General features: G+C 38.8%; 24 protein-coding genes and 1 other annotated feature. Of the genes, 20 read left to right on the top strand and 4 right to left on the bottom strand.

Going from position 1 to position 26722, the window contains the following annotated elements; genetic code table 11:
- Positions 1-132: 132 nt before the first annotated feature.
- From BLR86_RS06050 to murC, 5 genes are all read left to right on the top strand, one after another.
- Complete coding sequence (locus BLR86_RS06050; RefSeq protein WP_254782238.1) at positions 133-624, top strand: hypothetical protein; 492 nt, start codon at positions 133-135, stop codon at positions 622-624.
- A gap of 18 nt (positions 625-642) precedes the next feature.
- Complete coding sequence (locus tag BLR86_RS06045; RefSeq protein WP_090759300.1) at positions 643-957, top strand: thioredoxin family protein; 315 nt, start codon at positions 643-645, stop codon at positions 955-957.
- An 81-nt stretch (positions 958-1038) separates the two neighbouring features.
- Entirely contained in the window at positions 1039-1851 is an 813-nt protein-coding gene (locus tag BLR86_RS06040) for a DUF1444 domain-containing protein (protein WP_090759454.1), read from the top strand.
- A 135-nt stretch (positions 1852-1986) separates the two neighbouring features.
- Positions 1987-4650, top strand: coding sequence for a DNA translocase FtsK (locus BLR86_RS06035; RefSeq protein WP_090759298.1), 2664 nt, complete (start codon positions 1987-1989; stop codon positions 4648-4650).
- 222 nt (positions 4651-4872) lie between these two features.
- The gene (murC, locus tag BLR86_RS06030) at positions 4873-6174 is read left to right on the top strand and encodes a UDP-N-acetylmuramate--L-alanine ligase (protein WP_090759296.1); all 1302 of its coding nucleotides are present in this window, start codon (positions 4873-4875) and stop codon (positions 6172-6174) included.
- Positions 6175-6215: 41 nt separating this feature from the next.
- Here the strand turns inward: murC and BLR86_RS06025 are convergent, their stop codons facing one another.
- Complete coding sequence (locus BLR86_RS06025; RefSeq protein ID WP_090759294.1) at positions 6216-7331, bottom strand: aminopeptidase; 1116 nt, start codon at positions 7329-7331, stop codon at positions 6216-6218.
- A gap of 216 nt (positions 7332-7547) precedes the next feature.
- Here BLR86_RS06025 and BLR86_RS06020 point away from each other — a divergent pair, with 216 nt between their 5' ends.
- From BLR86_RS06020 to ccpA, 5 genes are all read left to right on the top strand, one after another.
- Entirely contained in the window at positions 7548-8015 is a 468-nt protein-coding gene (locus tag BLR86_RS06020; protein WP_090759292.1) for a DUF948 domain-containing protein, read from the top strand.
- Between the two features lie 27 nt (positions 8016-8042).
- A complete protein-coding gene (locus BLR86_RS06015; protein WP_090759290.1) occupies positions 8043-8408 on the top strand; it encodes a YtxH domain-containing protein in 366 nt (121 codons plus the stop codon).
- Between the two features lie 93 nt (positions 8409-8501).
- On the top strand, positions 8502-8834 hold the full coding sequence (gene ytxJ, locus BLR86_RS06010; protein ID WP_090759288.1) for a bacillithiol system redox-active protein YtxJ: 333 nt from the start codon (positions 8502-8504) through the stop codon (positions 8832-8834).
- Positions 8835-9041: 207 nt separating this feature from the next.
- A complete protein-coding gene (locus tag BLR86_RS06005) occupies positions 9042-10118 on the top strand; it encodes a bifunctional 3-deoxy-7-phosphoheptulonate synthase/chorismate mutase (RefSeq protein WP_090759286.1) in 1077 nt (358 codons plus the stop codon).
- Positions 10119-10421: 303 nt separating this feature from the next.
- The gene (gene ccpA, locus BLR86_RS06000) at positions 10422-11420 is read left to right on the top strand and encodes a catabolite control protein A (RefSeq protein ID WP_090759284.1); all 999 of its coding nucleotides are present in this window, start codon (positions 10422-10424) and stop codon (positions 11418-11420) included.
- Between the two features lie 512 nt (positions 11421-11932).
- Here the strand turns inward: ccpA and acsA are convergent.
- On the bottom strand, positions 11933-13651 hold the full coding sequence (gene acsA, locus BLR86_RS05995) for an acetate--CoA ligase (protein ID WP_090759282.1): 1719 nt from the start codon (positions 13649-13651) through the stop codon (positions 11933-11935).
- Between the two features lie 160 nt (positions 13652-13811).
- Here acsA and BLR86_RS05990 point away from each other — a divergent pair, with 160 nt between their 5' ends.
- Genes BLR86_RS05990 through BLR86_RS05980 form a run of 3 tightly spaced genes read left to right on the top strand, consistent with a single transcriptional unit; the run spans position 13812 to position 16311 of the window.
- A complete protein-coding gene (locus tag BLR86_RS05990) occupies positions 13812-14444 on the top strand; it encodes a GNAT family N-acetyltransferase (RefSeq protein WP_090759279.1) in 633 nt (210 codons plus the stop codon).
- A gap of 50 nt (positions 14445-14494) precedes the next feature.
- Complete coding sequence (locus BLR86_RS05985) at positions 14495-15142, top strand: acetoin utilization AcuB family protein (protein ID WP_090759277.1); 648 nt, start codon at positions 14495-14497, stop codon at positions 15140-15142.
- Complete coding sequence (locus BLR86_RS05980) at positions 15139-16311, top strand: acetoin utilization protein AcuC (protein ID WP_090759275.1); 1173 nt, start codon at positions 15139-15141, stop codon at positions 16309-16311. The genes BLR86_RS05985 and BLR86_RS05980 overlap by 4 nt, the downstream gene beginning before the upstream one ends.
- Positions 16312-16395: 84 nt before the next feature.
- Here BLR86_RS05980 and BLR86_RS05975 read toward each other — a convergent pair whose 3' ends face one another.
- Complete coding sequence (locus BLR86_RS05975; RefSeq protein ID WP_090759273.1) at positions 16396-19128, bottom strand: transglycosylase domain-containing protein; 2733 nt, start codon at positions 19126-19128, stop codon at positions 16396-16398.
- 145 nt (positions 19129-19273) lie between these two features.
- Positions 19274-19487 (top strand) — a binding site (T-box leader).
- A gap of 21 nt (positions 19488-19508) precedes the next feature.
- Here BLR86_RS05975 and BLR86_RS25935 point away from each other — a divergent pair.
- The 7 genes from BLR86_RS25935 to BLR86_RS05950 all read left to right on the top strand — a co-directional run bounded on the left by BLR86_RS25935 (position 19509) and on the right by BLR86_RS05950 (position 24640).
- On the top strand, positions 19509-19655 hold the full coding sequence (locus tag BLR86_RS25935; protein WP_175492793.1) for a hypothetical protein: 147 nt from the start codon (positions 19509-19511) through the stop codon (positions 19653-19655).
- Positions 19656-20045: 390 nt separating this feature from the next.
- Positions 20046-21302: a tyrosine--tRNA ligase gene (tyrS, locus tag BLR86_RS05970; protein WP_090759271.1), complete on the top strand. Its 1257-nt coding sequence runs from the start codon at positions 20046-20048 to the stop codon at positions 21300-21302.
- A 318-nt stretch (positions 21303-21620) separates the two neighbouring features.
- Complete coding sequence (locus BLR86_RS25930) at positions 21621-21776, top strand: hypothetical protein (protein WP_175492792.1); 156 nt, start codon at positions 21621-21623, stop codon at positions 21774-21776.
- Between the two features lie 152 nt (positions 21777-21928).
- Positions 21929-22843 (top strand): catechol 2,3-dioxygenase, encoded by a 915-nt coding sequence (locus BLR86_RS05965; RefSeq protein ID WP_090759270.1) that lies wholly within the window; start codon positions 21929-21931, stop codon positions 22841-22843.
- 111 nt (positions 22844-22954) lie between these two features.
- Complete coding sequence (locus tag BLR86_RS05960) at positions 22955-23248, top strand: 2Fe-2S iron-sulfur cluster binding domain-containing protein (RefSeq protein WP_175492791.1); 294 nt, start codon at positions 22955-22957, stop codon at positions 23246-23248.
- An 86-nt stretch (positions 23249-23334) separates the two neighbouring features.
- Complete coding sequence (locus BLR86_RS05955) at positions 23335-23751, top strand: GlcG/HbpS family heme-binding protein (RefSeq protein ID WP_090759266.1); 417 nt, start codon at positions 23335-23337, stop codon at positions 23749-23751.
- 37 nt (positions 23752-23788) lie between these two features.
- Complete coding sequence (locus tag BLR86_RS05950; protein WP_090759264.1) at positions 23789-24640, top strand: alpha/beta fold hydrolase; 852 nt, start codon at positions 23789-23791, stop codon at positions 24638-24640.
- A gap of 173 nt (positions 24641-24813) precedes the next feature.
- Here the strand turns inward: BLR86_RS05950 and BLR86_RS05945 are convergent, their stop codons facing one another.
- On the bottom strand, positions 24814-26319 hold the full coding sequence (locus BLR86_RS05945) for a polysaccharide lyase 6 family protein (protein WP_090759262.1): 1506 nt from the start codon (positions 26317-26319) through the stop codon (positions 24814-24816).
- Between the last annotated feature and the right edge of the window lie 403 nt (positions 26320-26722).

Below are 26722 nucleotides of genomic sequence, written 5' to 3'. Positions count from 1 at the left end.
ATGAAATTTCTGCTATTCCGACGGCGAAAATCGACAAAAGACTTGTTTTTTAAATATTATGGAATGTATGATAGAGATAGGTCATTGGTCGTATATAGGAGGCGAAAATAGCTGAAATACTTTAAAGCCATTTTGATTGTAATCGTATCGATTCTTTTACTAAGTGCCTGTGGAAAATCAAATTTTAAAGCAGAAAGTAAAAAAACGATTGGTGTAGTAAAAGAAGCACTTAATGAAAAAGCAAAAAAGCCAAACAAAAAAAGTGGAGATATTAACTTTTATATGCCCTTTGGTTATGAAATCGATGAGGAATCTCCGAATAATATTTTATTAAAAAATGGATCAAAACAATATATACTTTTTAATAATCCGCAAGAAAACAAACAAAGTAATGTCGTTTATCAAGCAACTGTTGCACAAAATAAAGAACTAGAGATTAATGAGCAATTTAAGAAAGACGATCAGTTTGGATTTTTAATTATTAAGAAACTTGAAGAAGATATGAACGAAATGACGATTGGTATCGGTGGAACAAAAATCACTACCCTGATCAAAACAAGCAGCATGAAAAATGAAGCTGCGGTGATGACAGAAATGATTAAATCAGTTGTAAATGAAAAATAAATGAGGAGCTGTTGTACTATGAAAAATTTAACGTCCATGGAGCAATTTGAAGAACTCCGCGATGGCGGAAAAACGATTTTTATGTTTTCTGCGAATTGGTGCCCTGATTGCCGCGTAATTGAGCCCATTCTCCCAGAGGTAGAGGCAAATCATAGCGAATTTACTTTTATTCATATAGACCGCGATCAGTTTATTGATTTATGCCAACAACTAGAGGTTTATGGTATTCCCAGCTTTATCGCATTTGAACATGGAAAAGAACTTGGTCGTTTTGTAAGTAAGGATCGGAAAACCCAAGAGGAAATCGAAGAATTTATTAATGGTCTAAAATAATTAATGTTTACCCTCCTTCTTTTTTTGAGATGGAGGGTTTTTCATGTACAATGAAGGGGGTATGGAGGGATACAAATGAAAATGGATAGCATTAAAATGAAACGAGAATTAGAATCACGCTTAGCTGCAGATGATCGGCTAATAACATATGATCGAAAACAGGATCAACTTCGAATCGAACATAAAACGATTGGAAAAGGAATAACAATATCATTAGCGGGGATTGTTGCTAAGTGGCACACCGAGAAAGAAAAGGCTATTGATGAAGTCGTTTATTATGTAGTACAAGGTCTAAAGGCCATGACGGACACTGTCCAGTTAACTGACCACGAGAAAAAGATTTTTCCGGTTATTCGATCTACTTCATTTCCAACAGAAGCGGAAGAGGGTGTAGCTTTTTTAACAGAAGAGCACACAGCGGAAACAAAAATATATTACGCTTATGATATGGGGACAACGTATAGATTAATCGATGCGCGAATTATGGAAAAGGAAGGCTGGCAGGCTAGCCGGATTAAAGAAATTGCCTTATTTAATGTCAGATCATTGGAGACAACAGTGAAAGAAGATCACGTAGCTGGTAATACGTTTTATTTTTTAAATTCTAATGATGGGTATGATGCGAGTAGAATTCTAAATAAAGGCTTTTTAAATGAAATGCAAAAAAAAATTACCGGGACAATGGTCCTTGCAGTACCACATCAAGATGTCTTGATCATTGCTGATATTCAAAACAATACGGGGTATGATGTTTTAGCACAAATGGCAATGAGCTTCTTTGCTAGTGGAAGGGTGCCAATAACGGCGTTATCCTTTTTATATGAGGATGGAGAATTAGAACCGATATTCATTTTAGGGAAGACAGGTAATAAGGGCGATAAAGGATCACGATAAGTGGTCTTTTTTGATTGGCTTTTATGTAATATCTTCCATTAGGAGATTATATCGACTTATTCTAAGATTTTTTGTCGAAAAATTAATAATACCTGTTAAAATAGAGTGATAGAAATTGTAGAAAGAGTGATAGTTTTGAGCTGGATCCAAAACTTTTTCCAAAAGTTTATAAAGGACAAAGAAGATGAATATGCTGAATATGACATACATAACAAGCAACAGGAAAGGTCGTTTCCTCCTAAGATACATGAGGGTGGTCAACATCTAGATACGAAAATTTCATATCAGTATCCAAAAGGGAAACTACACTTACAGGTAAAAGCAGAGGTTCCAACCACAAAAACTGTAAAACCAGACCGACAAAAAAGGATTGAGCACCGTTCTGAATTAAAAAGTTCAGAACCGAAGAGTATTGTAGAAAATAAAATAAGTGCACCTTCAACGAAGAAAAAGCCATTTCAGTTGACCGAAGTTCCTTCACCTATTTTTGGTTTGAGCAGACCGGCTAGACATAAAGAGAAAGTTGTCGAGCATGAGTTAAGTCATTTTTTAGAGGATGAAATAGAAGATCAATTTAATTCTATTTCCTATGTAATGGCAAAAGATGCCGTGCCTGAAGTGGAAATGGCTGCACTTGAGACAGCAGTAGGGTTATCTGAAGTAAGTGAGAAAATTGAAGTCGAACCAATAGTCGATACTCTTAAGTTTGGACCCGTAGTTGAAACTATTGAGGTTGAAACTGTAGTTGAGGCTATTGAGGTTGAAGCTGTAGTTGAGTCTTTTGAGGTTGAAACTGTTGTTGAAACTAGTGAGGTTGAAACTGTAGTTGAGACTAGTGAGGTTGAAACTGTAGTTGAGACTAGTGAGGTTGAAACTGTAGATGAGACTAGTGAGGTTGAAACTGTAGATGAGACTAGTGAGGTTGAAACTGTAGATGAGACTAGTGAGGTTGAAACTGTAGTTGAGACTAGTGAGGTTGAAACTGCAGTTGAGATTAATGAGGTTGGACCCGTAGTTGAGACTATTGAGGTTGAAACTGTTGTCGAGACTTTTGAGGTTGAAACTGCAGTTGAGATTAATGAGGTTGGACCCGTAGATGAGGCTATTGTAGATGAACCGGCTATTGAGACGAAAATGGAAGTAAGTAATCCAGAATCTAGAGAATTATACACACCAAAACGATCTCATCTCCCTTTCAATGTTATGATGTTAAAACAGGATAAAGTAAAATGGGAAGAAAACAAAAGAAGACGATTAATGCCAACAGAAGTACCTTCTGAAAAGGCTATCGTAGAAACAATTGTGGTTCCAGCAGAATCAAATGATATCGAAAGCAGAGAAAGTGCGGAAACAACGGTAGAAGTTTGGTCAGATGCATACGAGTTTCCTCAAATGAACTTGTTAAGTCCACCAGTCAAAGTTGAAAATGACACGGAGTGGTTAACCCACCAACAAGAACTATTAAATCAAACATTGAAAAATTTTAATATCGGTGCAAAAGTTGTAAATGTTACGCAAGGACCAGCTGTGACTCGTTTTGAGGTCCAACCAGAACCGGGCGTTAAGGTAAATAAAATTACAAACTTAAGCGATGATATCAAATTGAGTCTGGCAGCAAGAGACATTCGGATTGAAGCACCAATCCCAGGTAAACATACGATTGGTATTGAAGTGCCAAATCAAAAATCACGGCCAGTTTTAATCAATGAAATTATTCAGAGCCCAGTTTTCCGAGAGTCATCATCTCCGTTAACAGCTGTACTTGGTTTGGATATATCCGGAAAACCGATCGTGACAGACCTTAAGAAAATGCCCCATGGATTAATTGCTGGAGCTACAGGTTCCGGAAAGAGTGTATGTATTAACACAATCATCGTGAGTTTATTGTTTAAGGCAAGTCCTGAAGATGTAAAGCTATTATTGATTGACCCTAAAATGGTAGAGCTTGCCCCTTATAATCGAATACCACATCTAGTTAGTCCAGTTATTACAGATGTAAAGGCAGCGACTGCTGCATTGAAATGGGCTGTTGATGAAATGGAAAGACGTTACGAACTTTTTGCGCATACTGGAGTTCGTGACATCAATCGATTTAATGAGCTTGCAATCAAACATAAGCAATACTCTGATAAACTGCCATTTATCGTAATCATTATTGATGAATTAGCTGATTTAATGATGATGTCACCAGCAGATGTTGAAGAAGCGATTTGTAGGATTGCTCAAAAAGCAAGAGCATGTGGGATTCATTTAATTGTGGCGACGCAAAGACCTTCGGTGGATGTTATTACCGGCTTAATTAAAGCGAACATTCCAACCCGGATTGCCTTCTCTGTGTCATCACAGGTCGATTCTCGGACGATTATTGATATAAGTGGTGCTGAGAAATTGCTTGGCCGTGGCGACATGCTCTTTTTAGAAAATGGTTCTTCAAAACCTGTTCGTCTTCAAGGAACTTATGTGTCAGATGAGGAAATTGACCTTGTTGTTGGACACGTCAGAGATCAGCGTGAGCCTGATTATCTATTTGAGCAAGAGGAACTTTTAAAAAAGGCACAGATTACAGAGGATGAAGATGAACTCTTTTTTGAAGCCTGTGAATTTATTATTGAGCAGGGGCTTGCGTCCACCTCTAGCTTACAACGTAGATTTAAAATCGGGTATAACCGGGCGGCAAGACTAATGGATATGCTCGAATCCAATGGCTTTATTACAAGTGCTAATGGCAGCAAGCCGAGAGAAGTTTTGATTACAGAATCAGATTTAGAGTCACTGCACGATGCCGGCACAATAAATTAATCTTCGTATTTTTTGATGACAAGAACAAAAAATAAAAAGTGAAGAAGTATCAAATAGTTTTTATTACTAAACAATGTTATAATACTTAAATGTGAATTACTTATATATTTTTTTACGTTAGTGAATTAAAGTATCACAATACCCTATACGGGTTAAAATTAGCATTTCAAGTTAGATGTCATATACTGTTTTACAGATAGACGTTGGTTGGAGGTTCTTTATATGACTATTTACCATTTTGTAGGTATAAAGGGGTCAGGAATGAGTGCGTTAGCACAAATTCTTCATGATATAAATTTCGATGTACAAGGCTCCGATGTCGAAAAGCGCTTTTTTACTCAACTAGCCCTTGAACAATCAGGAATAAAGATTCTCCCCTTTCAAAAGGAAAATATTAAACCGGGGATGACAATTATTGCTGGTAATGCTTTTCCTGATACACATGAGGAAATTCAAGAGGCTATGAAGCTCGGGTTACCGATTATTCGTTACCACCGATTTTTAGGCGATTTTATGCACAATTTTACCAGCGTGGCGGTTACGGGTGCACACGGTAAAACATCAACAACAGGTCTACTTGCCCATGTCATTAAAGGTGCAAAGCCAACTTCGTTTTTAATTGGTGACGGTACAGGTAAGGGTGAGGAAGACTCTAAATATTTTGTTTTCGAAGCCTGTGAATATAGAAGGCACTTTTTGTCCTATTTTCCTGATTATGCAATCATGACAAACATTGACTTTGATCACCCTGATTATTTTGCCAATATTGATGATGTTTTTTCAGCATTTCAGGAAATGGCCGTCCAAGTTAAGAAGGGGATATTCGCATACGGGGATGATGAACAGCTTCAAAAAATTCAAGCAAAGGTTCCAGTATTATTTTATGGCTTTGACGAGGAGAATGACTACCAAGCCAAAAATCTTATCAAAACCACCAGTGGAACAACCTTTGATGTTTTTATTCGCAATACCCTCTACGATACCTTTACGATACCCTCATTTGGGGAGCACAGCGTGTTAAATGCGCTTGCGGTCATTGGGGTGTGTCACTATGAGGAAATTGATGTTTCGATTGTTAAGGAACAATTGAGCAGCTTCCAAGGTGTGAAGAGAAGATTCTCCGAAAAACGAATTGGGTCACAAATATTAATTGACGATTATGCTCATCACCCAACAGAAATTAAGGCTACCATTGATGCAGCGAATCAAAAATACCCGGATCGGGAAATTGTAGCGGTGTTTCAGCCACATACGTTTTCACGAACACAGGCTTTCCTCGAGGATTTTGCAAAAAGCTTGAGACTTGCAGATAAGACCTATTTATGTGAAATTTTTGGATCTGCTAGAGAAAACCATGGAAAATTGACAATCCAGGATCTGCAAACGAAAATTGAGGGTGCTGAAATATTGTCAGAAGAAAATACTTCTCTGCTAGAGAAACACCAAAATAGTGTAATTGTTTTTATGGGTGCGGGCGATATTCAAAAATTCCAAGAATCCTATGAAAACCAGTTAACCTTGTAACAACAAAGGATGCCAGAAAATTAGCTGGCATCCTTTGTTATTTATTTTAAATTGTCTGGGTTTAATCCTTCTAGTTCAGGAATGACGAAAAGGCCGTCTTTTCGAATCAAGACATCATCGAAATAGATTTCACCCCCGCCGTATTCAGGGCGTTGAATGTTCACCATATCCCAGTGAATATTCGAATGGTTTCCATTAAAAGCCTCGTCATAGCATTGCCCCGGTGTAAAGTGGAAGCTGCCAGCAATCTTTTCATCAAACAAAATATCCTGCATTGGATTTAAGATATAGGGATTCACACCGATGGCAAATTCTCCAACATATCGTGCTCCTTCATCAGTATCAAAAACCTTGTTGATTCGTTCAGTGTCATTCGCAACAGCCTCGATAATTTTGCCATCTTTAATAGTCAGTTTTACATTTTCAAATGTAAATCCTTGGTAAGGAGATGGGGTATTATAGGTAATGACTCCATTTACAGAATCCCGGACTGGTGCAGTATACACCTCTCCATCAGGAATATTTGCGAGACCAGCACACTTAATGGCAGGGATGTCCTTAATGGAGAAACGAAGGTCAGTTCCTGGACCTGTGATACGAACTTTGTCTGTTCGGTTCATCAATTCAGCAAGGCTGTCCATGGCTTTATCCATTTTTCCATAATCTAAATTACAAACATCAAAATAGAAGTCCTCAAAGGCTTCGGTACTCATTTTTGCTAACTGTGCCATATTGGATGTTGGGTATCGTAGAACTACCCATTTTGTTTTCGGAACACGGATGTCACGATGGACTTTTTTCCCGATTGTATTTCCGTGAATCTTCACCTTATCATCTGGGACATCCGCTTGCTCGTTAATGTTATCACCAGATCGAAGACCTATGTATGCATCCATTTTACTCATCACATTTGCTTCAAAATCGGCCATCATGTTGAATTGCTCATCTTCTGCACCAAGAAGTAAAGCACGATCTACTTGTTGATCTTTTAATAGAACGAATGGATATCCACCAGCAAGATAGGCTTCCTTGACTAATGCCGTAACCAACTCACGTTGCAGGCCAAAATTTTCGATTAAAACTTTTTCACCCTTTTGTAAGTCAACAGAGTAGTTAATTAAATTTTTCGCTAATTTTTCAATACGTGGGTCTTTCATGTAGCAGTCCTCCTACAAAAATCTAAATCTACATACTATATTGTAACCGATTCCTTCACAAAGTGTTAAAAATTCAACTTTAAATGTTAAAACGATTGTAATCCATTGCAGGAAAATGAGACAATCATCTTGAAGTAGTATATGATACCTATTTTACGTTTAACACAGCGAATGATAGGTAATACATAAAGGTAAATAGGCGGAGGTAAATACCATATGGAAATAATTTTATACGTAAGCGTCGCTTTGATTGCGATTGCCTTTTTAGTGCTGGTGATTTATTTATCAAAGACCCTAAACTCACTTCAAGAAACGCTGTCTAGTGTCTCAAAAACGCTAATTGGATTAGAAAAACAGTTGGACGGTGTCACACAAGAAACAACCGCACTTTTACAGAAAACGAATGCACTTGCCGATGATATTCAGGATAAGTCAAAAAGTTTAAATAGTGTTGTCATTGCAGTAAAAGACGTCGGGTCAACTGTAACTAAATTCAATGGTACATTAAAAAACTTAACTGATTCATTTGATATACAAGTAGAAGAAAACAAAGAAAAAATCTCCCAAATTGTACAATGGAGCAATGTTTTTCTGGAACTAAAAGATAAATGGAATGCAAAGAAGGTAGCGAAAAAAGAAAGCAATAGCAATGCCAATGAGATGAAAAGAGAAAGATCAAAATAGAAATTTACTATTAGGGAGGAATCCATTATGAGCAGTAAGGAATACGAATCACGCGAGACAAATCAAAATAAAAGTGAAAGCTCATCAGGCAGTTTCTTGCTTGGGGCACTAATTGGAGGGCTAGTGGGTGCAGCAGCTGCAATCTATTTAACCCCTAAGTCAGGGAAGGAGCTACGAACTACGTTTACCAACCAGGCTGATGCTCTTAAGGAAAAAACCGCTCAACTTCTGAATAAAACGAAAATACAAAATGATGTAGAAGAAGATTATTATATTCCGATCGGAGACGTTCCAAATACAAATAAAGAATCTGTAAATGAACGTTCAATACGAAAAAAATTGGAAGAAACAAAAAAGGCGTTTGAAGAGGAAGAATACAAAGTAACACATTGAGAATATTCAAAAAATTAATTGGAATATTTGTATCAAAAACGGTGAAGTGATAGAATGACTTCACCGTTTATTATTTAGGAGGGTAAAATAAATATGCTTAAAAAAATTGATACAGTAGCACAATTTGAAGACTTACTGAAGCAAGAGGACCGATTTTTTCTATTAAAACATAGTTTAACATGCCCTATTAGTGACGCGGCATATAAGGAGTTTCAAAAATATGCAGGGGAAGATCAAAGCGTACCTACCTATTATTTAGCTGTTCAAGATGCTCGACCATTATCGACAGAGATTGCCGAGAAATTTGAAATTAAACACGAATCACCACAAGTGCTACTCTTTAATAATGGTAAGGCTGACTGGAATGCTTCACACTGGAAAATTACCAACCGTGCAATAAAAAATGCACTAACAGAAAATATATAGGCAACATCTCAGTATCGCCTGCATACAATGAGCTATTAAATCATATGTTACTTTAGTGCTTAAAAGCGTTTAATCATTAAAGAAAAAGTTCGTGACAAAAAAGATCATATCCGCTATAATTAAGCCTAATTATTGATAAAAAATTTTTGAATTGGGAACTAGCTGACTGTTTATTCTGTCAAGCTATTGAAAGGACGGGGACAAAAAGTGAGCAACAGTAATTTGGAACAATTAAGGTCTCGTGTCGATGGTCTTAACTTAGAATTGTTGAAGCTAATTAACGAAAGAGCTCAACTCGTCCAAGAGATTGCGAAAGCAAAAGAAACTCAAGGCGTTTACAAATACGATCCGGTCCGTGAGAGAAAAATGCTTGATGTGATTAAAGAAAATAATGATGGGCCATTCGATAACGCCACCATTGACCATTTATTTAAGGAAATTTTTAAGGCCGGTTTAGATTTGCAAAAAGATGACCATCAAAAAGCACTTCTTGTCTCTAGAAAAAAACATCCAGAAGATACCATTGTAAATCTGAAGGGTGAAACGATTGGGGACGGCAAGCAGCATTTTGTTTTTGGTCCATGTGCAGTTGAATCTTATGAACAAGTTGCAACAGTGGCAAAAGCAATGAAAGAAAAAGGTTTAAAACTGCTTCGCGGTGGTGCCTATAAACCAAGGACCTCCCCTTATGATTTCCAAGGACTTGGGGTTGAAGGATTAAAGATCCTAAAACGAGTAGCTGATGAATATGATATGGCTGTCATTAGTGAGATTGTAAATCCAGCTGATGTTGAGATGGCGATTGAGTATATTGATGTGATCCAAATTGGTGCCCGTAACATGCAAAACTTTGAATTGTTGAAAGCCGCCGGTGCAGTAAATAAGCCTGTACTGTTAAAGCGTGGTATTGCTGCTACAATTGAAGAATTTATTAATGCGGCAGAATATATTATGGCTCAAGGGAATGGGCAAATTATTCTTTGTGAACGTGGAATTCGAACGTACGAACGGGCAACGAGAAATACGCTTGATATTTCAGCTGTACCGATTCTTAAGCAAGAAACACATTTACCAGTATTGGTCGATGTGACTCACTCAACAGGAAGAAGAGATTTACTCCTTCCATGTGCAAAAGCAGCACTTGCGATTGGTGCGGATGGCGTTATGGCGGAAGTGCATCCAGATCCAGCAGTAGCCCTTTCTGATGCACAACAACAAATGAACTTGGATCAGTTTAATACTTTTTATAGTGATCTGCTTGCTTCGAACCTTGTAAGAATTTAATTAAACGAGAGTAGCCCTTCGTATTCTTGCGGAGGGCTTCTTTTTTTCTTAAACAAAGGAGGTCTATAGTGACCGAAAGTGATTTTGGAACAGGGGAACGGTCACTATAAGAGGTCTATAGTGAAGCCTTATGAAAAGTATGAAATTATAGTGGAAATGTTGACAAATTTAATTGCGGCTTTATTGTTCTTATCGTATGATTAAATACATAAAAGATTGTATACTATATCACAATGACTAAATTGTTGATAAATGCTGTAAAATAAAGAAAAATACGTATAGTGTCTAAGGAGAGTGTTAAACGTGAATATTACAATTTATGATGTTGCCCGGGAAGCCAATGTTTCAATGGCAACTGTTTCACGTGTTGTCAATAGAAATCCAAATGTAAAGCCTGTTACTCGTAAAAAAGTATTAGAAGTAATTGAAAGACTTGGTTACCGTCCAAACGCTGTTGCGAGGGGATTAGCAAGTAAAAAAACCACAACGGTTGGCGTCATTATTCCCGATATATCCAATATCTTTTATGCTGAACTAGCACGTGGTATTGAGGATATCGCTACCATGTATAAGTACAATATTATTTTAAGCAATTCCGATCAAAACATAGAGAAGGAATTGCATTTATTAAATACCATGCTTGGAAAACAAGTTGATGGTCTTGTATTTATGAGTGGAAATATTACGAGTGAACATGTTGAGGAATTCGGTAAGTCACCAGTACCAATTGTTTTAGCAGGGTCGATTGAGGAATCAGAACAGATTCCTTCTGTTAATATCGATTATGAACAAGCGGTTTATGATTCAGTGAAAGAATTTATTGATAAAGGTCATAAAAATATTGCTTTCGTTGTTGGACCACTACAGGAGCCAAAAAATACCCATAAAAAGCTTAAAGGCTATCGACGTGCGTTAGAAGATGCTGGAATTGCCATTAATGAGGAACTGATTGTAGAAGGCGATTACACCTATGATTCTGGAATAGAAGCGTTGGATAAATTATTGGAAGCAGCTGATAGACCAACTGCTATTCTCGTTGGTTCAGATGAAATGGCACTAGGTGTCGTTCATGGTGCGCAGGATAAAGGATTTAAAATCCCAGAGGACTTTGAGATAATTACATCAGATAATACTAGGCTTTCCCTAATGGTACGCCCGCAATTAACTACAATTATTCAGCCTTTATATGATATTGGTGCTGTCGCCATGCGATTGCTAACGAAACTTATGAACAAAGAAGAGGTAGACGAGCAAACTGTCTTACTGCCACATCGGATTGAGCAACGTCAATCAACTAATTAAAAACAAGGCTGTGTTAAAGGTAAATGTTGATTTCACTCAATTTGAAAAATAGGCGGAAAAATTCCGTTTATTTCGGGAAATTCCCATATTTCCCTTAAAATAAGCGGAGTTTTTCCGGTTATACGTTCCAAATCGATGGCTTTTGTCTTATTGTGAACAGTTAGTCGGAATGTCTCCGCTTATATCTGCTCCTAAAGCCTCTATTATCGACATTAGCCGGAAATTCGCCGCTTAAAAAATTTTTCTACACGAAAATCAACAATGAGTATTAACAGAGCCAAAAACAAAAGCGTAGGCGCCTTAACTGGCACCTACGCTTATTTTTAAAAGATAAGAAAGTATAAGTTTTTGAACTTAGTTTACTGTCCAGCTCCAGCGCCCTAGCGGCTAGTGTCCTTCGCTCTCCGCCCTACGATAAGTCAACATCGAATCGCCTCCGGCTCTTCGTGTTTCCTTTATCTCAGTTGGAGCGCTCCAGGCCATACGCCGCTGACCAGGGCGCTTGCGCTTATTTAATCTTCCATGGTTGATAGATCACCTGTTGGTAAGTTTAGTTCCCATGCCTTTAAGACACGTCTCATAATTTTACCACTTCTCGTTTTCGGCAACTTGTCTCGGAAATCAATTTCTCTTGGAGCTGCATGAGCCGCTAGACCTTTTTTAACAAAGAGACGGATTTCTTCTTTAAGTTCATCAGATGCTACATAGCCGTCTCTTAGGGCTATGAAAGCCTTAATGATTTCCCCGCGGACTGGATCAGGCTTACCGATTACTCCAGCCTCTGCAATTGCCGGATGCTCAATTAGCTTACTTTCTACTTCAAATGGTCCAACTCGTTCACCAGCTGTCATAATAACATCATCGACACGACCTTGGAACCAGAAGTATCCATCTTCATCCATATAGGCTGAATCACCAGAAAAATACCAACCGCTTGGCATAAAATAAGATTCGTATTTTTGAGCGTTATTCCAAATGGTTTGCATCATTGAAGGCCAGCCCTTCTTAATAGCAAGATTACCCATACGATATGGCGGAAGTTCATTTCCTTGGTCGTCGACGATTCCAGCCACGACACCCGGAATCGGTTTCCCCATTGAACCAGGTTTAATTTCCATACATGGATAGTTACTAATAATCTGTGCACCGGTTTCCGTCATCCACCAATTATCATGTATTCTTTTGTTAAAGACTTTTACTCCCCATTTTACCACTTCAGGATTTAAAGGTTCCCCAACACTTAATACATGACGAAGGCTGCTTAAATTGTATTTTTTTACAATTTCATCTCCTGCTCCCATTAACATTCGGAAAGCAGTAGGTGCGCTGTACCAAACGGTAACCCCGAAGTCTTCAATCATTTTGTACCAGGTATCAGGACTAAAACGACCACCAACGATGACGTTGGATGTTCCCGTTAACCATGGTCCAAAAATACCGTAAGATGTACCTGTAACCCAGCCTGGGTCAGCAGTACACCAATAAACATCTTCTTCTTTTAAATCCAATACCCATTTAGCAGTTTGATAATGTTGGATCATTGCATTATGTACATGCAGTACTCCTTTAGGTTTACCTGTAGACCCAGAAGTGTAATGAAGGATAAGGCCGTCGGTGCGGTCAACCCATTCTATTCGTAACTTGCTGCTCGCACCTTCAAATTTTTTCAAAAAGTCAAGGTAAGGTCCTTGTTCTTCGACATTTTGACCGATAAGGAAAATATGCTTTAATGCTGGCAGTTCAACGACAGGTACACGCTCTAACAGTTCAGGTGTAGTAACCAGTACCTTTGCTTCACTATCTTGTAAACGATCCCTTACAGCACCCTCCATGAAGGCCTCAAATAATGGTCCGACAATTGCCCCAAGCTTAATGGCTCCCAAAACAGTAAAATATAACTCAGGCGATCTTGGCATAAAAATAAAAACGCGGTCACCCTTTTCTACATCGCCATAGGTTTTTAGGACATTTCCGGCTTTATTTGAAAGCTCTTTCATTTCTTTGAAAGTGTACTTTTCATTTCTAGAATGATCACGATAATAAAGGGCTATCTTGTTCTTTCGGAAGGTTTCAGCATGACGGTCAATTGCCTCATATGCCATATTTACAAGACCTGATTCACTCCAGGTGAACTCCTTTTCAGTCTCCTCCCAGCTGAAGTTCCTATACTTTTCTTCATAATTTGCTAAATTATGATCCCCTTGCATAACCGGTAGCTTTTCTACTTTCATTCCATTTCCCCCTTATGATAGTATGTGATAATTATAGTACAAATATATATTATTCTCAATTTTTAAAATCTTTTTAATAAATTTGTTATACAAGCTAAAAAATGGTAGAAATTCGGTATAATAGAATTGATATGCGAATGATTTATCAGGCGGTGAAGTAATGGAACATAAAAAAACGTATAATGCTAAAGAATTAAAAACACCCCAAGGAAAATTAATTATTGAAGGTCCTATTTCTGCGGATAAACTTGCAGGATATGAATTTCACGAACATCTTACCGCATTTCGTCCTCCAGAACAGCAGCATCAAGCGTTGGTTGGAATTGCACAACTCGAAGAGGGCAGGATTATTATTGCAAGACATCACCATACTATCGTTGGGTATGTGACATACCTTTTTCCAGACCCGCTTGAACGTTGGTCTGAAGACAAAATGGACCATTTAATTGAATTAGGTGCCATTGAAGTGATTCCTCAATTTAGGGGATGTGGAGTGGGGAAGAATCTGCTTACAGTATCCATGATGGATGACGTCATGGAGGATTACCTTATTATTACAACCGAATATTATTGGCATTGGGATTTAAAGGGAACTGGTTTAAATGTTTGGGAGTATCGAAAAATCATGGAGAAAATGATGAATGCTGGCGGCCTGGAGTGGTATGCAACGGATGACCCTGAAATTTGCTCCCATCCAGCCAACTGTCTAATGGCGAGAATTGGTAAAAGGGTAGATGTAGATACCATTCAAAGATTCGATCGCCTTCGTTTTATGAACCGTTTTATGTATTGATACTAAATTGATACCAAGATTTCATGCGAACTTTTAAGGGGGCCTTAGGGATGATAGTGGAAATGATAATGAAAACGGAGATTATTACGGTGACTCCAACCGTTTCAATTGCTGACACAATGAAATTAATGGAAATGAAAAGAATCCGTCATATACCCGTTATTAATACGGATCAACAGCTTGTTGGCATTGTAACGTTATCTGATATTCGTGATGCTGCCCCTTCTATTTTTCGGGCAGACGAACATATAGAGGACCTGCAAAAGCCTGTTGAATCGATCATGAAAAAAGATGTTATTACTGGACATCCTCTAGATTTTGTCGAAGAAATCGCAGCAGTATTTTATGAACATAAAATTGGCTGCCTGCCGATTACAAACAATCAGAAGCTCGTTGGAATCGTTACTGAAACTGACCTTTTAAGAACGCTTGTTGAGTTGACTGGCGCCCATCAACCTGGTTCTCAAATTGAAATAAGGGTACCTAATCTTGCTGGAAAGTTAAGTGATATTACCAGCATCATAAAAGGTCGGAAAGCGAATATTTTGAGTGTTCTTGTCTATCCTGACAAAAAGAATGATCAATTTAAAATTCTCGTAATAAGGATACAAACGATGAATCCTACTGCTCTTATCGAGGATTTAAAACAATCTGGTCATGATGTTTTATGGCCCAATCTGCCAGGTGTTTCCCAATGAATGACCAGTGCTCATTTATATTTTCAGAAGAGCTGTTGAAATATAAATTCAACAGTGATCATCCATTTAATCAGTTTCGACTTAAGCTTACGGTGGATTTGTTACATAGATTAAATGCACTGGACCCTAAGCAAATCGTTCCACCGAGAATGGCAACGGATGAAGAACTCAGTCTAATTCACGACCCAAGCTATATTGAAGCTGTGAAAATGGCAGGGCATGGACAGCTTCCACAAACAGTGGCAGAAAATTATGGATTAGGGACGGAAGATACACCCATTTTCCCGAATATGCATGAAGCTAGCGCTTTGTTGGTTGGAGGGACATTAACGGCTGTCGACCAAGTTATGACTGGCCAGTCTCTTCACTCCCTACATCTAGGAGGGGGATTGCATCATGGATTTCGAGGTAAAGCATCTGGATTTTGCATTTACAATGATAGTTCAGTAGCCATTAAATATCTCCAAAGTAAATATAATGCAAGGGTTCTATATATAGATACAGATGCCCATCATGGGGATGGTGTCCAATGGTCCTTTTACGATGATCCCAATGTTTGTACCCTATCCATCCATGAAACAGGGAGGTACTTGTTTCCTGGTACAGGTAATGTTAACGAAAGAGGACAGGGGGAAGGTTATGGGTATTCCTTTAATATTCCAGTTGATGCATTCACAGAGGATGAATCCTGGCTGCAAGCATACACGCAATCACTAAAGGAAGTAGCTAATTTTTTTAAGCCTGATATTATCCTGACTCAAAATGGAGCCGATTCGCATTACTATGATCCGCTAACGCATTTATCGGCCACCATGAAAATTTATCGTGAAATCCCAAAACTCGCACATGAAATAGCTCATCAATATTGTGGAGGTAAGTGGGTTGCAGTTGGCGGCGGGGGCTATGATATTTGGCGGGTTGTTCCTAGAGCATGGGCACTTATCTGGTTGGAGATGACTGAAAACTCAAATTGTTCAGGAAGTTTACCGCAGGAGTGGCTCGACCATTGGCAAGGAAAGGCACCAGTGACTCTTCCTATAAATTGGGATGATCCCAATGATATGTACAAGCCAATCCCTAGAAAAGCTGAAATAACGGAAAAGAATTTGCTTACACTTGAAAAAGCACTCTACCCAATCAGACATTATCAAAAAAGTGAGTCATCATAAAATAGAAAATACTGGCATATAGTAGCAAATGCCTAAAAAGGAAAGGAGCCTGGAATTAATCCAGGCTCCTTTCCTGATCCTTAATTAAGGTTCAAACCCAACATCCACTAGATTAGAGATTGCTGATTCATTCCCTGCGATATCTACGGCAGTTACATGATAAGTACCGATTGGTGCAGTGACTGAAAGAGGAGAACCGCTAATAATACTCAAGACTTTTGAACCGTTTTGATATACGCGATACCCAACAATATCATTATCTGCTGGAGCAGACCAAATAAGATTATTCCCAGAGAGTGATAATGCCACCCCATCAGGGCGTTTGCCGTTATCGACCATTTTATCATTAGGAACTAGGATATTTCCCCAACGTTCCATTTTTGGTATTAGTTGATTCGTATCACTAAAATTCTTTCCAACCATTTGTGTAACGAAGTCCGGATTCAGGATGACCCCTTGTTTGGTAAATTCAGCTGGTGTAGTATCTAAAGCTAAATACCTCTTATCGCCTATCTGTACATAGTTACCTGAAATCAAACTATCATCCTGTTTTGTTGGAACATTTTCAGCATTAAAGTAATCACTTTCAACTAAACCTGCCTTTGTGCACGCATCTGAAGGCAACAAACCTGAAACTACACAATACGAGCGCTTTACAATTCCGGTCGGAACCTTAAATGATTCTTGTGGGCTAATTAACTCTGGTTTAATATCATAAGCTGCATTAATTAATTCTGCCCATAAATTGTTCGTTCTCTGGGAATAGGACATTCCACTGGTCTGTAATGATTTTGGCGTGTCATAGCCATTCCAGATTCCAAAAGTGACACTTGGATTCGTAGCCACAAACCAATTATCATTATATTCATGTCCAGTCCCTGTTTTACCTGCCCAATCTGCATTAAACTTCAATTTACTTGTGAGACCCTGAGCTGTACCACTACGGATTACATCACGCATCATATCAAGCGTTAAAAATGCAGTCTGCGGTTTGAAAACATCAACAGGCATTACTTCATGCTGGTAGATGATTTGACCGTCTTTGTCGACAATTTTTTCAATCATGTACGCATCAATAAATTTACCCTCATTTGCAAAGGTGGCAAAGGCATTGGTGTTTTCTTCAACTGTTACTCCATTTGTCATTGATCCAATAGAGGTTGAGAGATTGGTATAATCTTCCCTCGTTAAGGAGGTAAAGCCCATTTTTTCTAGATATTTTGCAGGCTGCTGGTCTAATATATCTTTATATAGCTTAACAGCAGGAACGTTATAAGATTTTTTTAGAGCATGTCTTGCAGAGGTAATCCCGCTGTACCTCTTATCATAGTTGTTAGGCCAAGGTCTTGAAATGGAAGGCTCAAGCCTTAAAGCTACATCAGGTAAAGGTGTACCTGGTGAGGCTTTCCCTAACTCAATTGCAGGTCCATAGACAAGCAATGGCTTCATCGTTGAACCATTTTGCCTGACAGCGCTTGTCGCATGATTAAGTTCTTGTTTATTGTGGTCTCTGCCACCCACAAAACTAATGATTTTACCCGTTTTATTTTCAATCAGCATCGCGCCGACTTCGACAGGTTCCTTGACGGTTATTGGTTCATTTGTTTCCGGGTCTTGCTTTTTTTGATCCTTATCAGGTCCATAGTGTTTGTAATTGTTTTTAACATCTTGGAAGACATCATAGATTTCTTTGTTAATGGTTGTATGGATTTCGTATCCATTTTGTCGTAAGTTTTGGTTGGCTAGTGTTCGATACTTATAGAAAAGGTTTTCATCTTCTTTTATATCCTTTTCTTCATAGCCGTCGTTTTTCGCTAAGACATTGGTTAAAACTTCGATCGCTCGCTTTTCAATTTCAAATGTTAAGTAAGGATATTTTTCGAGCGGGTTATCACCTGCAGGAATAAAATCCTGTGTAATATCATAGGCAGAAGCTTCAGCATACTGTGCTTCATCAATATGGCCGCCATCATACATCCTTTTTAGTACGGTTTTCATTCGGCTAAGACCAGGTTCTAAATTATTTTTCACAGTACCTTCTCTTGTAAAAGGTGTATAACCAAATGGGCTTTGAGGTAAACCTGCGATAAAGGCTGCCTGCGGTAAACTCAATTCACTGGCATTTTTTCCAAATATTCCTTTTGCCGCTGCTTGAACACCGCCAATATTTTTACCTGATGAATTTCTACCAAATGTTGAAACATTTAAGTAAGCTTCAAGAATTTCCTTTTTGCTAAAAAACTTCTCTAAACGGAGGGCAAGCAGGATTTCATTTGCTTTTCTTTCAAATGAAACCTCATTGGTTAAAATTTGGTTTTTGATTAATTGCTGTGTTAACGTACTTCCACCTGTTTGATTGGCAGAGTTTGTAACTTCTTGGAATACTGCACGAAAAACAGCCTTCGGCACAACACCGTTGTGTTTATAAAAATACTCATCCTCTGTTGCAATTACGGCTTTTACTAGGAAATCAGAAACTTGATCAATTTTCACTTCTTCACGTTCAAGATCTGTACGTAGCTTCCCAAGATAGACATTATCAGAAAAATATAAGTCCGATGTTTCCGTATAATTATAAATATCTTTTTTCATGCTATCATATGAGCGAACAGGTTCGTCCTTAACGAGCGAAGCGAAATAGCCCGCTCCTACACCGGTTGCAAATGCTCCCCCAAGGATGATAACAGTCATTAGAAGCAGCATAAGGTTCCAAAATACCTGGTACGTAATACGTGCACTTTTTACTGTTTTTTTATGGGTAAACAAGTTAGTTATGGACTTTAACTTCTCAATCCATGCTTGCCATTTATCATTCATAGAATCACCTCTTTTAAAATCACATATATTATAGCATAATGACGATTGTAAAAATGACAAACTTCTACATTTTTCTGATATTACCAGTTCCTATTTGACAACGGAAATAAATTATGGTAAAAATTCTATAAGTTATAAATTAAATAATCAAGCTACGAAGGGAATCAACTGTAGTTCTTCTATCCCTGTTTTTAGAGAGTCAGCGGCTGGTGAAAGCTGACACAAATAGAAGAGTGAATTACGTCCCAGAGCTTTCCCCGTGAAAATGGAGTAACGGAGAACGGTAAAAACCGTTAATTTTTCGAGTTGGAGGATTTTTCCTCAAGCCGGGTGGTACCGCGCGTATATGCGTCCCTGCATTTTTTGCAGGGGCGCTTTTTATGTTTATTTTGGCCGCTAAAGCTGTTCCAGACTTTGTCATAACCGTGATGATGACCAAAACAGCGATTAAAACCCCGGGAAGGAGTCATCATGATGGTGATGATGACCAAAACAGCGGTGAAAACCCCGGGAAAGAGTCATCATGATGGTGATGATGACCAAAACAGCGGTGAAAACGCGATGAAAGAGTCATCATAATGTTGATGATGACCAACACTGCAATGAAAACGCGATGAAAGAGTCATCATAATGTTGATGATGACCAACACAGCAATGAAAACGCGATGAAAGAGTCACCATGATGGTGATGATGACCAAAACAGCAATGAAAACGCGATGAAAGAGTCATCATGATGGTGATGATGACCAAAACAGCGGTGAAAACGCGATGAAAGAGTCATCATGATGTTGATGATGACCAAACCACCGGAAAAACATCGGTGAAAGAGTCATCATCCTAACTGGTGTTGATGAAACAATGGAATCATCAATCAATTTTTAAACAGTGATAATTTTAGAAAATGGAGGACAACAAAATGGATTTATTGCAAGATTTAGCATGGCGTGGACTCATTTACCAGCAAACAGATGAAGAAAGTCTTAAGGATTTGATTAGTAAGGAGAAAATATCCCTTTACTGTGGAGTAGATCCAACAGCAGACAGTATGCATATCGGACATATGGTGCCGTTTTTAACACTTAGAAGATTTCAGCAGCATGGACATCGACCTGTTGTTTTAGTTGGTGGCGCAACAGGGCTTATTGGTGACCCAAGTGGTAAAAGTGAAGAAAGAAATCTGCAAACACTTGAGGCCGTACAGAAAAATGTCGAGGGGATTCAAAAGCAGTTAGCAGCTATTTTTAATTTTGATGGTGAGAATGGTGCGGTAATGGTCAATAACTATGACTGGGCTGGATCAATGGATATCGTTTCGTTTTTACGAGATATCGGTAAACACATTGGTGTTAATTATATGCTGGCAAAGGATACGATTGCTTCCAGACTTGAGTCAGGGATTTCGTTTACAGAGTTCACTTATACGATTCTTCAAGCAATGGACTTCAATCACCTATATGAAAACTTCAACTGTAAATTACAAGTTGGCGGCAGTGATCAATGGGGTAATATTACTTCCGGGCTAGAATTAATTCGTAAAATGCAGCCGGAAGGGTCGAAGGCATTTGGATTAACCATCCCACTTGTGACAAAAGCGGACGGAACAAAATTTGGAAAAACAGAAGGTGGAGCAGTTTGGCTTGACGCTAAGAAGACAACACCTTATGAATTTTACCAATTCTGGATTAATAGTGCGGATGTGGATGTGGTTAAATATTTGAAGTACTTTACATTCTTGTCCCACGAAGAGATCGAAGGACTAGAAAGGTCAGTTCAAGATGAACCACATTTACGTAAGGCACAAAAGGCTTTGGCGGAGGAGATGACTCGTCTAATTCATGGTGAAGATTCACTGCAGCAGGCTATTAAAATAACAGAAGCCTTATTCAGTGGAGATGTTCGAAGCCTATCTGCATCAGAAATCGAGCAGGGTTTCAAAGACGTTCCATCCTTTAACGCTGTTGATACAGATGGCAACTTGGTTGATTTATTAGTTGCTGCGAAAATTTCTCCATCAAAGCGCCAGGCTCGAGAAGACATCGCAAATGGTGCAGTTACAGTGAATGGGGAAAGAATTACTGATACTTCCTATGTATTACAGGATTCTGACCGGATCGAGGGTAAGTTTACGATTATTAGACGAGGGAAAAAGAAATACTCGTTGATTAGATACTAATTATTTAGGAAAACCGGCCTTTTTTGAGGTCGGTTTTTTTGTGGCTGATGGGAAAAGATTGTAGAAGAAATGGTTGTTGAGTTTGGAATTATCGAGTAACCAGTAAAAGTAAAATAAGCGGAGATTTTCTGGTTAAATGCGAAAATGGAGCTAGTTTCAGGGGAAATAAGGGGAGGTTTTCCGATTATGTAAAGAAAAATCCCCCATTTTCGAATTATTCGAGTCAATAGGCGGAATCTCTCCGTCTATTTTGGCCTTTTTTAATGAAATTTTCTAATTAAGCGGAATTCCTCCGTCTATTTCAGCACGGGTGCTATTGTGATCATCCTCGAACCGATTGAAGTGCGGAACCTCTTGATTCTAGATGCTGGAATCAGCAGCCTTTTATCGATCACAAAAACGAAAACTGAACCATTGCAGGAATTCCCACGGCTTTCTTTTGAGCTTATTGACCATGAAGAATTCAACTCCTAAGTATGTATTTTCGACAAGAAATAACAAATATTCTATATATTTTTAAAAACTAAAATATTCAAAAAATGTCCACAATTTCAACATAAATAATCATCCACCCTATGGTATTTTTATTATGTGGAGATTTTTCAACCTTAAGGAGGAGCGAATTTATGGCTATTATGCGTCTAGGAAGAGTTGAAGTACGTTGTCCAAACTGGGAGAAATCAATTGATTACTACAAGCGAGTTATCGGTTTAATTGAGACTGCACGTGAAGAGGACAGAGTTTATCTGAAGGCATGGGATGAACATGACCATCATAGTGTCATTTTGAAAAAAGCCGACAGTGCCGGTTTGGAACATTTAGCTTTTAAATGTGAATTTGCCTCAGATTTAGACCTTTATGAAGAAAAATTAAACAATATTGGGATTTATACAGAACGTGTACCGGCTGGAGCTCGAATAGCAGAAGGAGAAGCAGTTCGATTTACTTTACCTACTGGACAAACTGTTGAACTTTACAACGAAATTGAAGTTGTTGGTAATGGATTACCGCTTGTCAATCCTGACCCATGGCCAGACGGATTACTAGGAATGCATCCGACACGTCTTGACCATCTTTTAATTTCCGGAGAAGACGTTGATGGTGCAACAAAAATATTTACAGACATTTTTAACTTCCACGTAAGTGAGCAATTAGTGGCTGGGGAAAAGAATGATCAAACGATTGCTAAATGGTTATTCAAGACAAATACTGCTCACGATATCGCTATTATTAAAGGCCCACAAAACAAACTTCATCACTTTGCATTCTGGTTAGATGAATGGGTAGAACTTCGAAATGCTGCCGATCTCATGGCAAAAAATGATGTCATGATTGACGCCGGACCGACTCGTCATGGAATTACAAGAGGGACAACGATTTACTTCTTCGACCCTTCTGGAAACCGTAATGAAGTGTTCTGTGGTGGCTATATCACATACCCTGATTCACCAACCCTCACATGGACAGAGGATACAATCGGTAAAGCAGTATTCTATTTTGAAAGAGAATTAAATGAAAGATTCACAACAGTAGTTTCGTAAAACATCTATTAACTGTCAATGAATTTCCCTTTGTCTCAAGTGTAAGCGGTTACATATCAGTGGAGAGGCTTCCTTCAAATAAAGGGATGGATAATTAAGGAGATGGTAACCATGGAGACATTTGAAATCGAGGTAAATGGTAATAAAATTTTTGTTAAGGAAAATGAAACGATCTTAAATGCCTCTATACGTCAAGCAGGTAACATTTTTGTTGGCTGTAAAGGCGGTGCATGTGGGATGTGTAAAGTTAAAATTACTATTGGTGAAACGGTAGATGGAATTTATTCAAAATCTGCTTTACCTGATGAGGAATATGCTTCTGGATATCGACTAGCTTGTCAAAGTAAGCCCACAACAGACATGAGTATTTTACCTATTAGGGAAAAAAATAAAGTATTGCGATAAGTAACATAGCATCAGGGGGCACTTTTCCCAACTGATGCTATGTTAGTTAAACATCATTTGAATTGGTGTGATTAGGAGTGGAAATCATGAAGTATTTAGAAAAGTACGCCATATCGAACGAACTTGCTAAAAATATGATTGATGCCGCCGAACAAAAAGCAAAAGAATTAGGAATTGCAGTCAATATAACCGTTGTTGATGATGGTGGAAATTTAGTTAGCTTTTCAAGAATGGACAATGCTCCATTGTTGAGTGTTGGCATTTCCCAAAATAAAGCATACACTGCGATTGCGTTTGGAAAACCGACATCTGAGTGGTATCCAATGATAAAAGATGAACCCCAATTATTAAATGGAATTGTACATACACCCAAGCTAGTCATTTTTGGCGGTGGGTTTCCTATTAAAGTAGATGGAAAAGTTATCGGTGGAATTGGGGTAAGTGGTGGCAGTGCAGAACAAGATGAATTGTGCTGTGAAGCTGCCCTTAAACTTATAGAATAAACGGGTACAGAGGAGTACTTGATTGGAGGAGATTTCCATGTCAGTTGAAGCAGGAAAATACATTGACGTTAAGGGAGTTAAAACACATTATCATGAGGATGGACAAGGGGAAGTGATTTTACTTATCCATGGTTCTGGACCTGGAGTTTCAGCATGGGCTAACTGGCGTTTAGTGTTCCCAATTCTTTCAGAGCATTTTCATCTTTACGCACCAGATGTCGTTGGATTTGGCTACACAGATCGACCAGAGGGTATTCACTATTCAATTGACGTTTGGGCAGATCATATGATTGATTTCGTTGAAACCTTAGGTGAAACGAAAATTTCAATCATTGGTAACTCATTCGGTGGGGCAATTGCTCTCCACATTGCAAAAAAACGCCCGGACCTTATCAAGCGACTTATCTTAATGGGTAGTATGGGAATTGATCACCAAATTTCCGATGGATTAGATCGAGTGTGGGGATATACACCAAGCTTTGAAAATATGAAAGATTTAATCAAACTATTTGCTTTCGACCAATCGCTGGCCGAAAATGATGACTTAGTAGAAATGCGTTTTAAATCAAGTATGCAAGCAGGCTTCCAAGAATCATTTTCATCGATGTTTCCTGAACCAAGACAACAACATGTAAGTGCCATGGCACTATCTATCGAGCAGCTTCGGAAAATCAATTTCCCTTTATTATTAATCCATGGAAGAGATGACCGTGTCATCCCACTACAAGACACAAGCTATAAATTAGCGCTTGTATTACCAAATGCACAGCTGCATGTCTTCCCAGAGTGCGGCCATTGGGTTCAAATTGAAAAAACAAAAGAATTTGCCGGTCAAGTTATTAAATTTTTAAAAGAGGAAGAACTGACTTTACAGTTTGCAACTCGCTAGTTAAAATAAAAAACCCTAGAAGCGCTGATATTATGCAACTTCTAGGGTTTTTAAGATTGCTGTTTAATAAGCAAATCAATTAACGTGAGTAGAACTCGATAGTCACGAAAACCCTGTATTTGATCGTGTCCCGATAGTTAATAGGGACATACTGATGGGAGCTCGGTTAGCTCTTATTCAGATGCGTTCAGCCATGCGGGTCCGACATCGCTCGGCTGTAAAGGCTTATTCCTTATAGGCGTTTTGGACACCTGATCTGCTCCGGCATCCCTGTTTCCTTGAGGTCGGGGCTGGCCATCCATATCATCTTTTACGGAGTAAGGCCCGTTTTTCAATGCGTTGACAATCGGACTTTTTTCGCCCGCACGGTATAATCCGTCTTCTGCCAAAGCCAGCAGAGGATTTTGCTGCTTAATCCCTGCGACCGGCCCAATCCCGAGTTCGGCGCCATACATGAAATTTCCTTCATACGTAAGAGCTGCTGAATCGTCGATTACCTTAATAAGAGGTAGCTTAGCGTTCCCGCTTGCCTGTACAACGTTATTTGCAATAATCGTGTCTACAGGCGCTAACGTATTCGTACCGCTCTTTTTATCGCCAACGATGATGTTGTTATCATTGTTCACGAGTGTGTTGTGAGTAATGAGCACATTTTTGACTTGAAAATATTTGTTGAGATCCGAGTTAGGTATGCCATTGGTTAGAACAATGGCCCCGCGTGTCGTATTGCTGCCCACAATGCCACTGATATAATTGTTGGCTATCACATGGTCTTCACCTATAACGCGGATCGCGCCGGCGTTCGCCTTGGCATTAGCGAAAAAGAAGTTGTTTTCAATGTGCGTTCCATTGCCATGTCGAAGTGTGACGGTCGCTGCATTGTTCAAAAATGTATTGCCGCGAATCACATTCTTCCCTGATTTAACCGAAATCAATTCGATTTCTCCATCATTGTTCTCGAACAGGTTGTTCTCTACCGTTGTATAGGAATCCGAGAGCGAATAGGTACTTGTTCCGATTCTCAGCGTTTCCGCTTCATTACTAATCACGTGTCCACTATCGTCGAGCAGGATGGGCCGGCCGGCAAAATGATTGTGATCAATGACATGGTGCTGCTCGCCCGCCTGCTCTCTCCAAACTACCATCGTTGCACCGATGTTTTTCTTGCCTTTGAAATAGGAATGATCCACCCTGTTATAGCTGCCGTATAATCCAACCCACTTCGTGTTCTTCGCATTGCTTGGAGGGTTATAATCAATCATTTGGACGTTAGTAAGACGGGAATGCGTCGCTTCATTATCTCCAACCCTGAACTCAATGACACCGGAATCATCGATATCTCCCCCATCTTTGAATACCAAGCCGTCCACGACAAGATATGATCCTCCGATGTTGAGCGTGGAGGCGCCGCTGAGCACTACTTGACCCGGTGTTTCCGCTCGCAGAGTGATGGGTTTATTCTTCTTGCCTGCGCCTTCCATCACAATGGCAGCATCCTTCCATACTCCGTTCCTCATCACAATCGTATCACCGGGTTGCACTTTGCTCATCGCTGCTGAAATTTCGTCCACTGAAGAGACCATCACTAACGATTCCTTAGCCGATGCACCGAAAGGGATTGCAGAGAAAACGGTTACAACAATACAAAACGACAATAAAGATTTCCATAACTTTTTCACTATACTGCCTCCTTTTTGTAAATCTACAGATATTATCCTATATTTTCCGGGACAAGTTTATGGTTTTCTTTAGCTGACTATGGTTTATTTTTAGCATGACTATGGATTTATTTGGTAACGAAAATGCATAAAATAAACATTGGTTGATTCATCTTTTTTGATTTTAAGAATTTTTTATTGGCCTCTGATTTGGTTGGGGGTCTTTTTTTGCTCTAAAAAAGCTTTTGACTACGAAATGCTTCTTAAAGTGATCAATATTCTATTCACACCTTCAACGTAAAATAGGCTGTTAAATCAGTGGCAATAACCTATAAAAATCATAATTTGATGAAGAGAGTACTCGTGGTACTTTAAAGTTTGATTTACACCAAACTGACATAATTACCTTCGTTTCCACTCTCTA

It is taken from the genome of Bacillus sp. OK048, assembly GCF_900103525.1.
Classification (GTDB): domain Bacteria; phylum Bacillota; class Bacilli; order Bacillales; family Cytobacillaceae; genus Neobacillus.
This window is presented reverse-complemented; position numbering and strand designations above follow the sequence as displayed.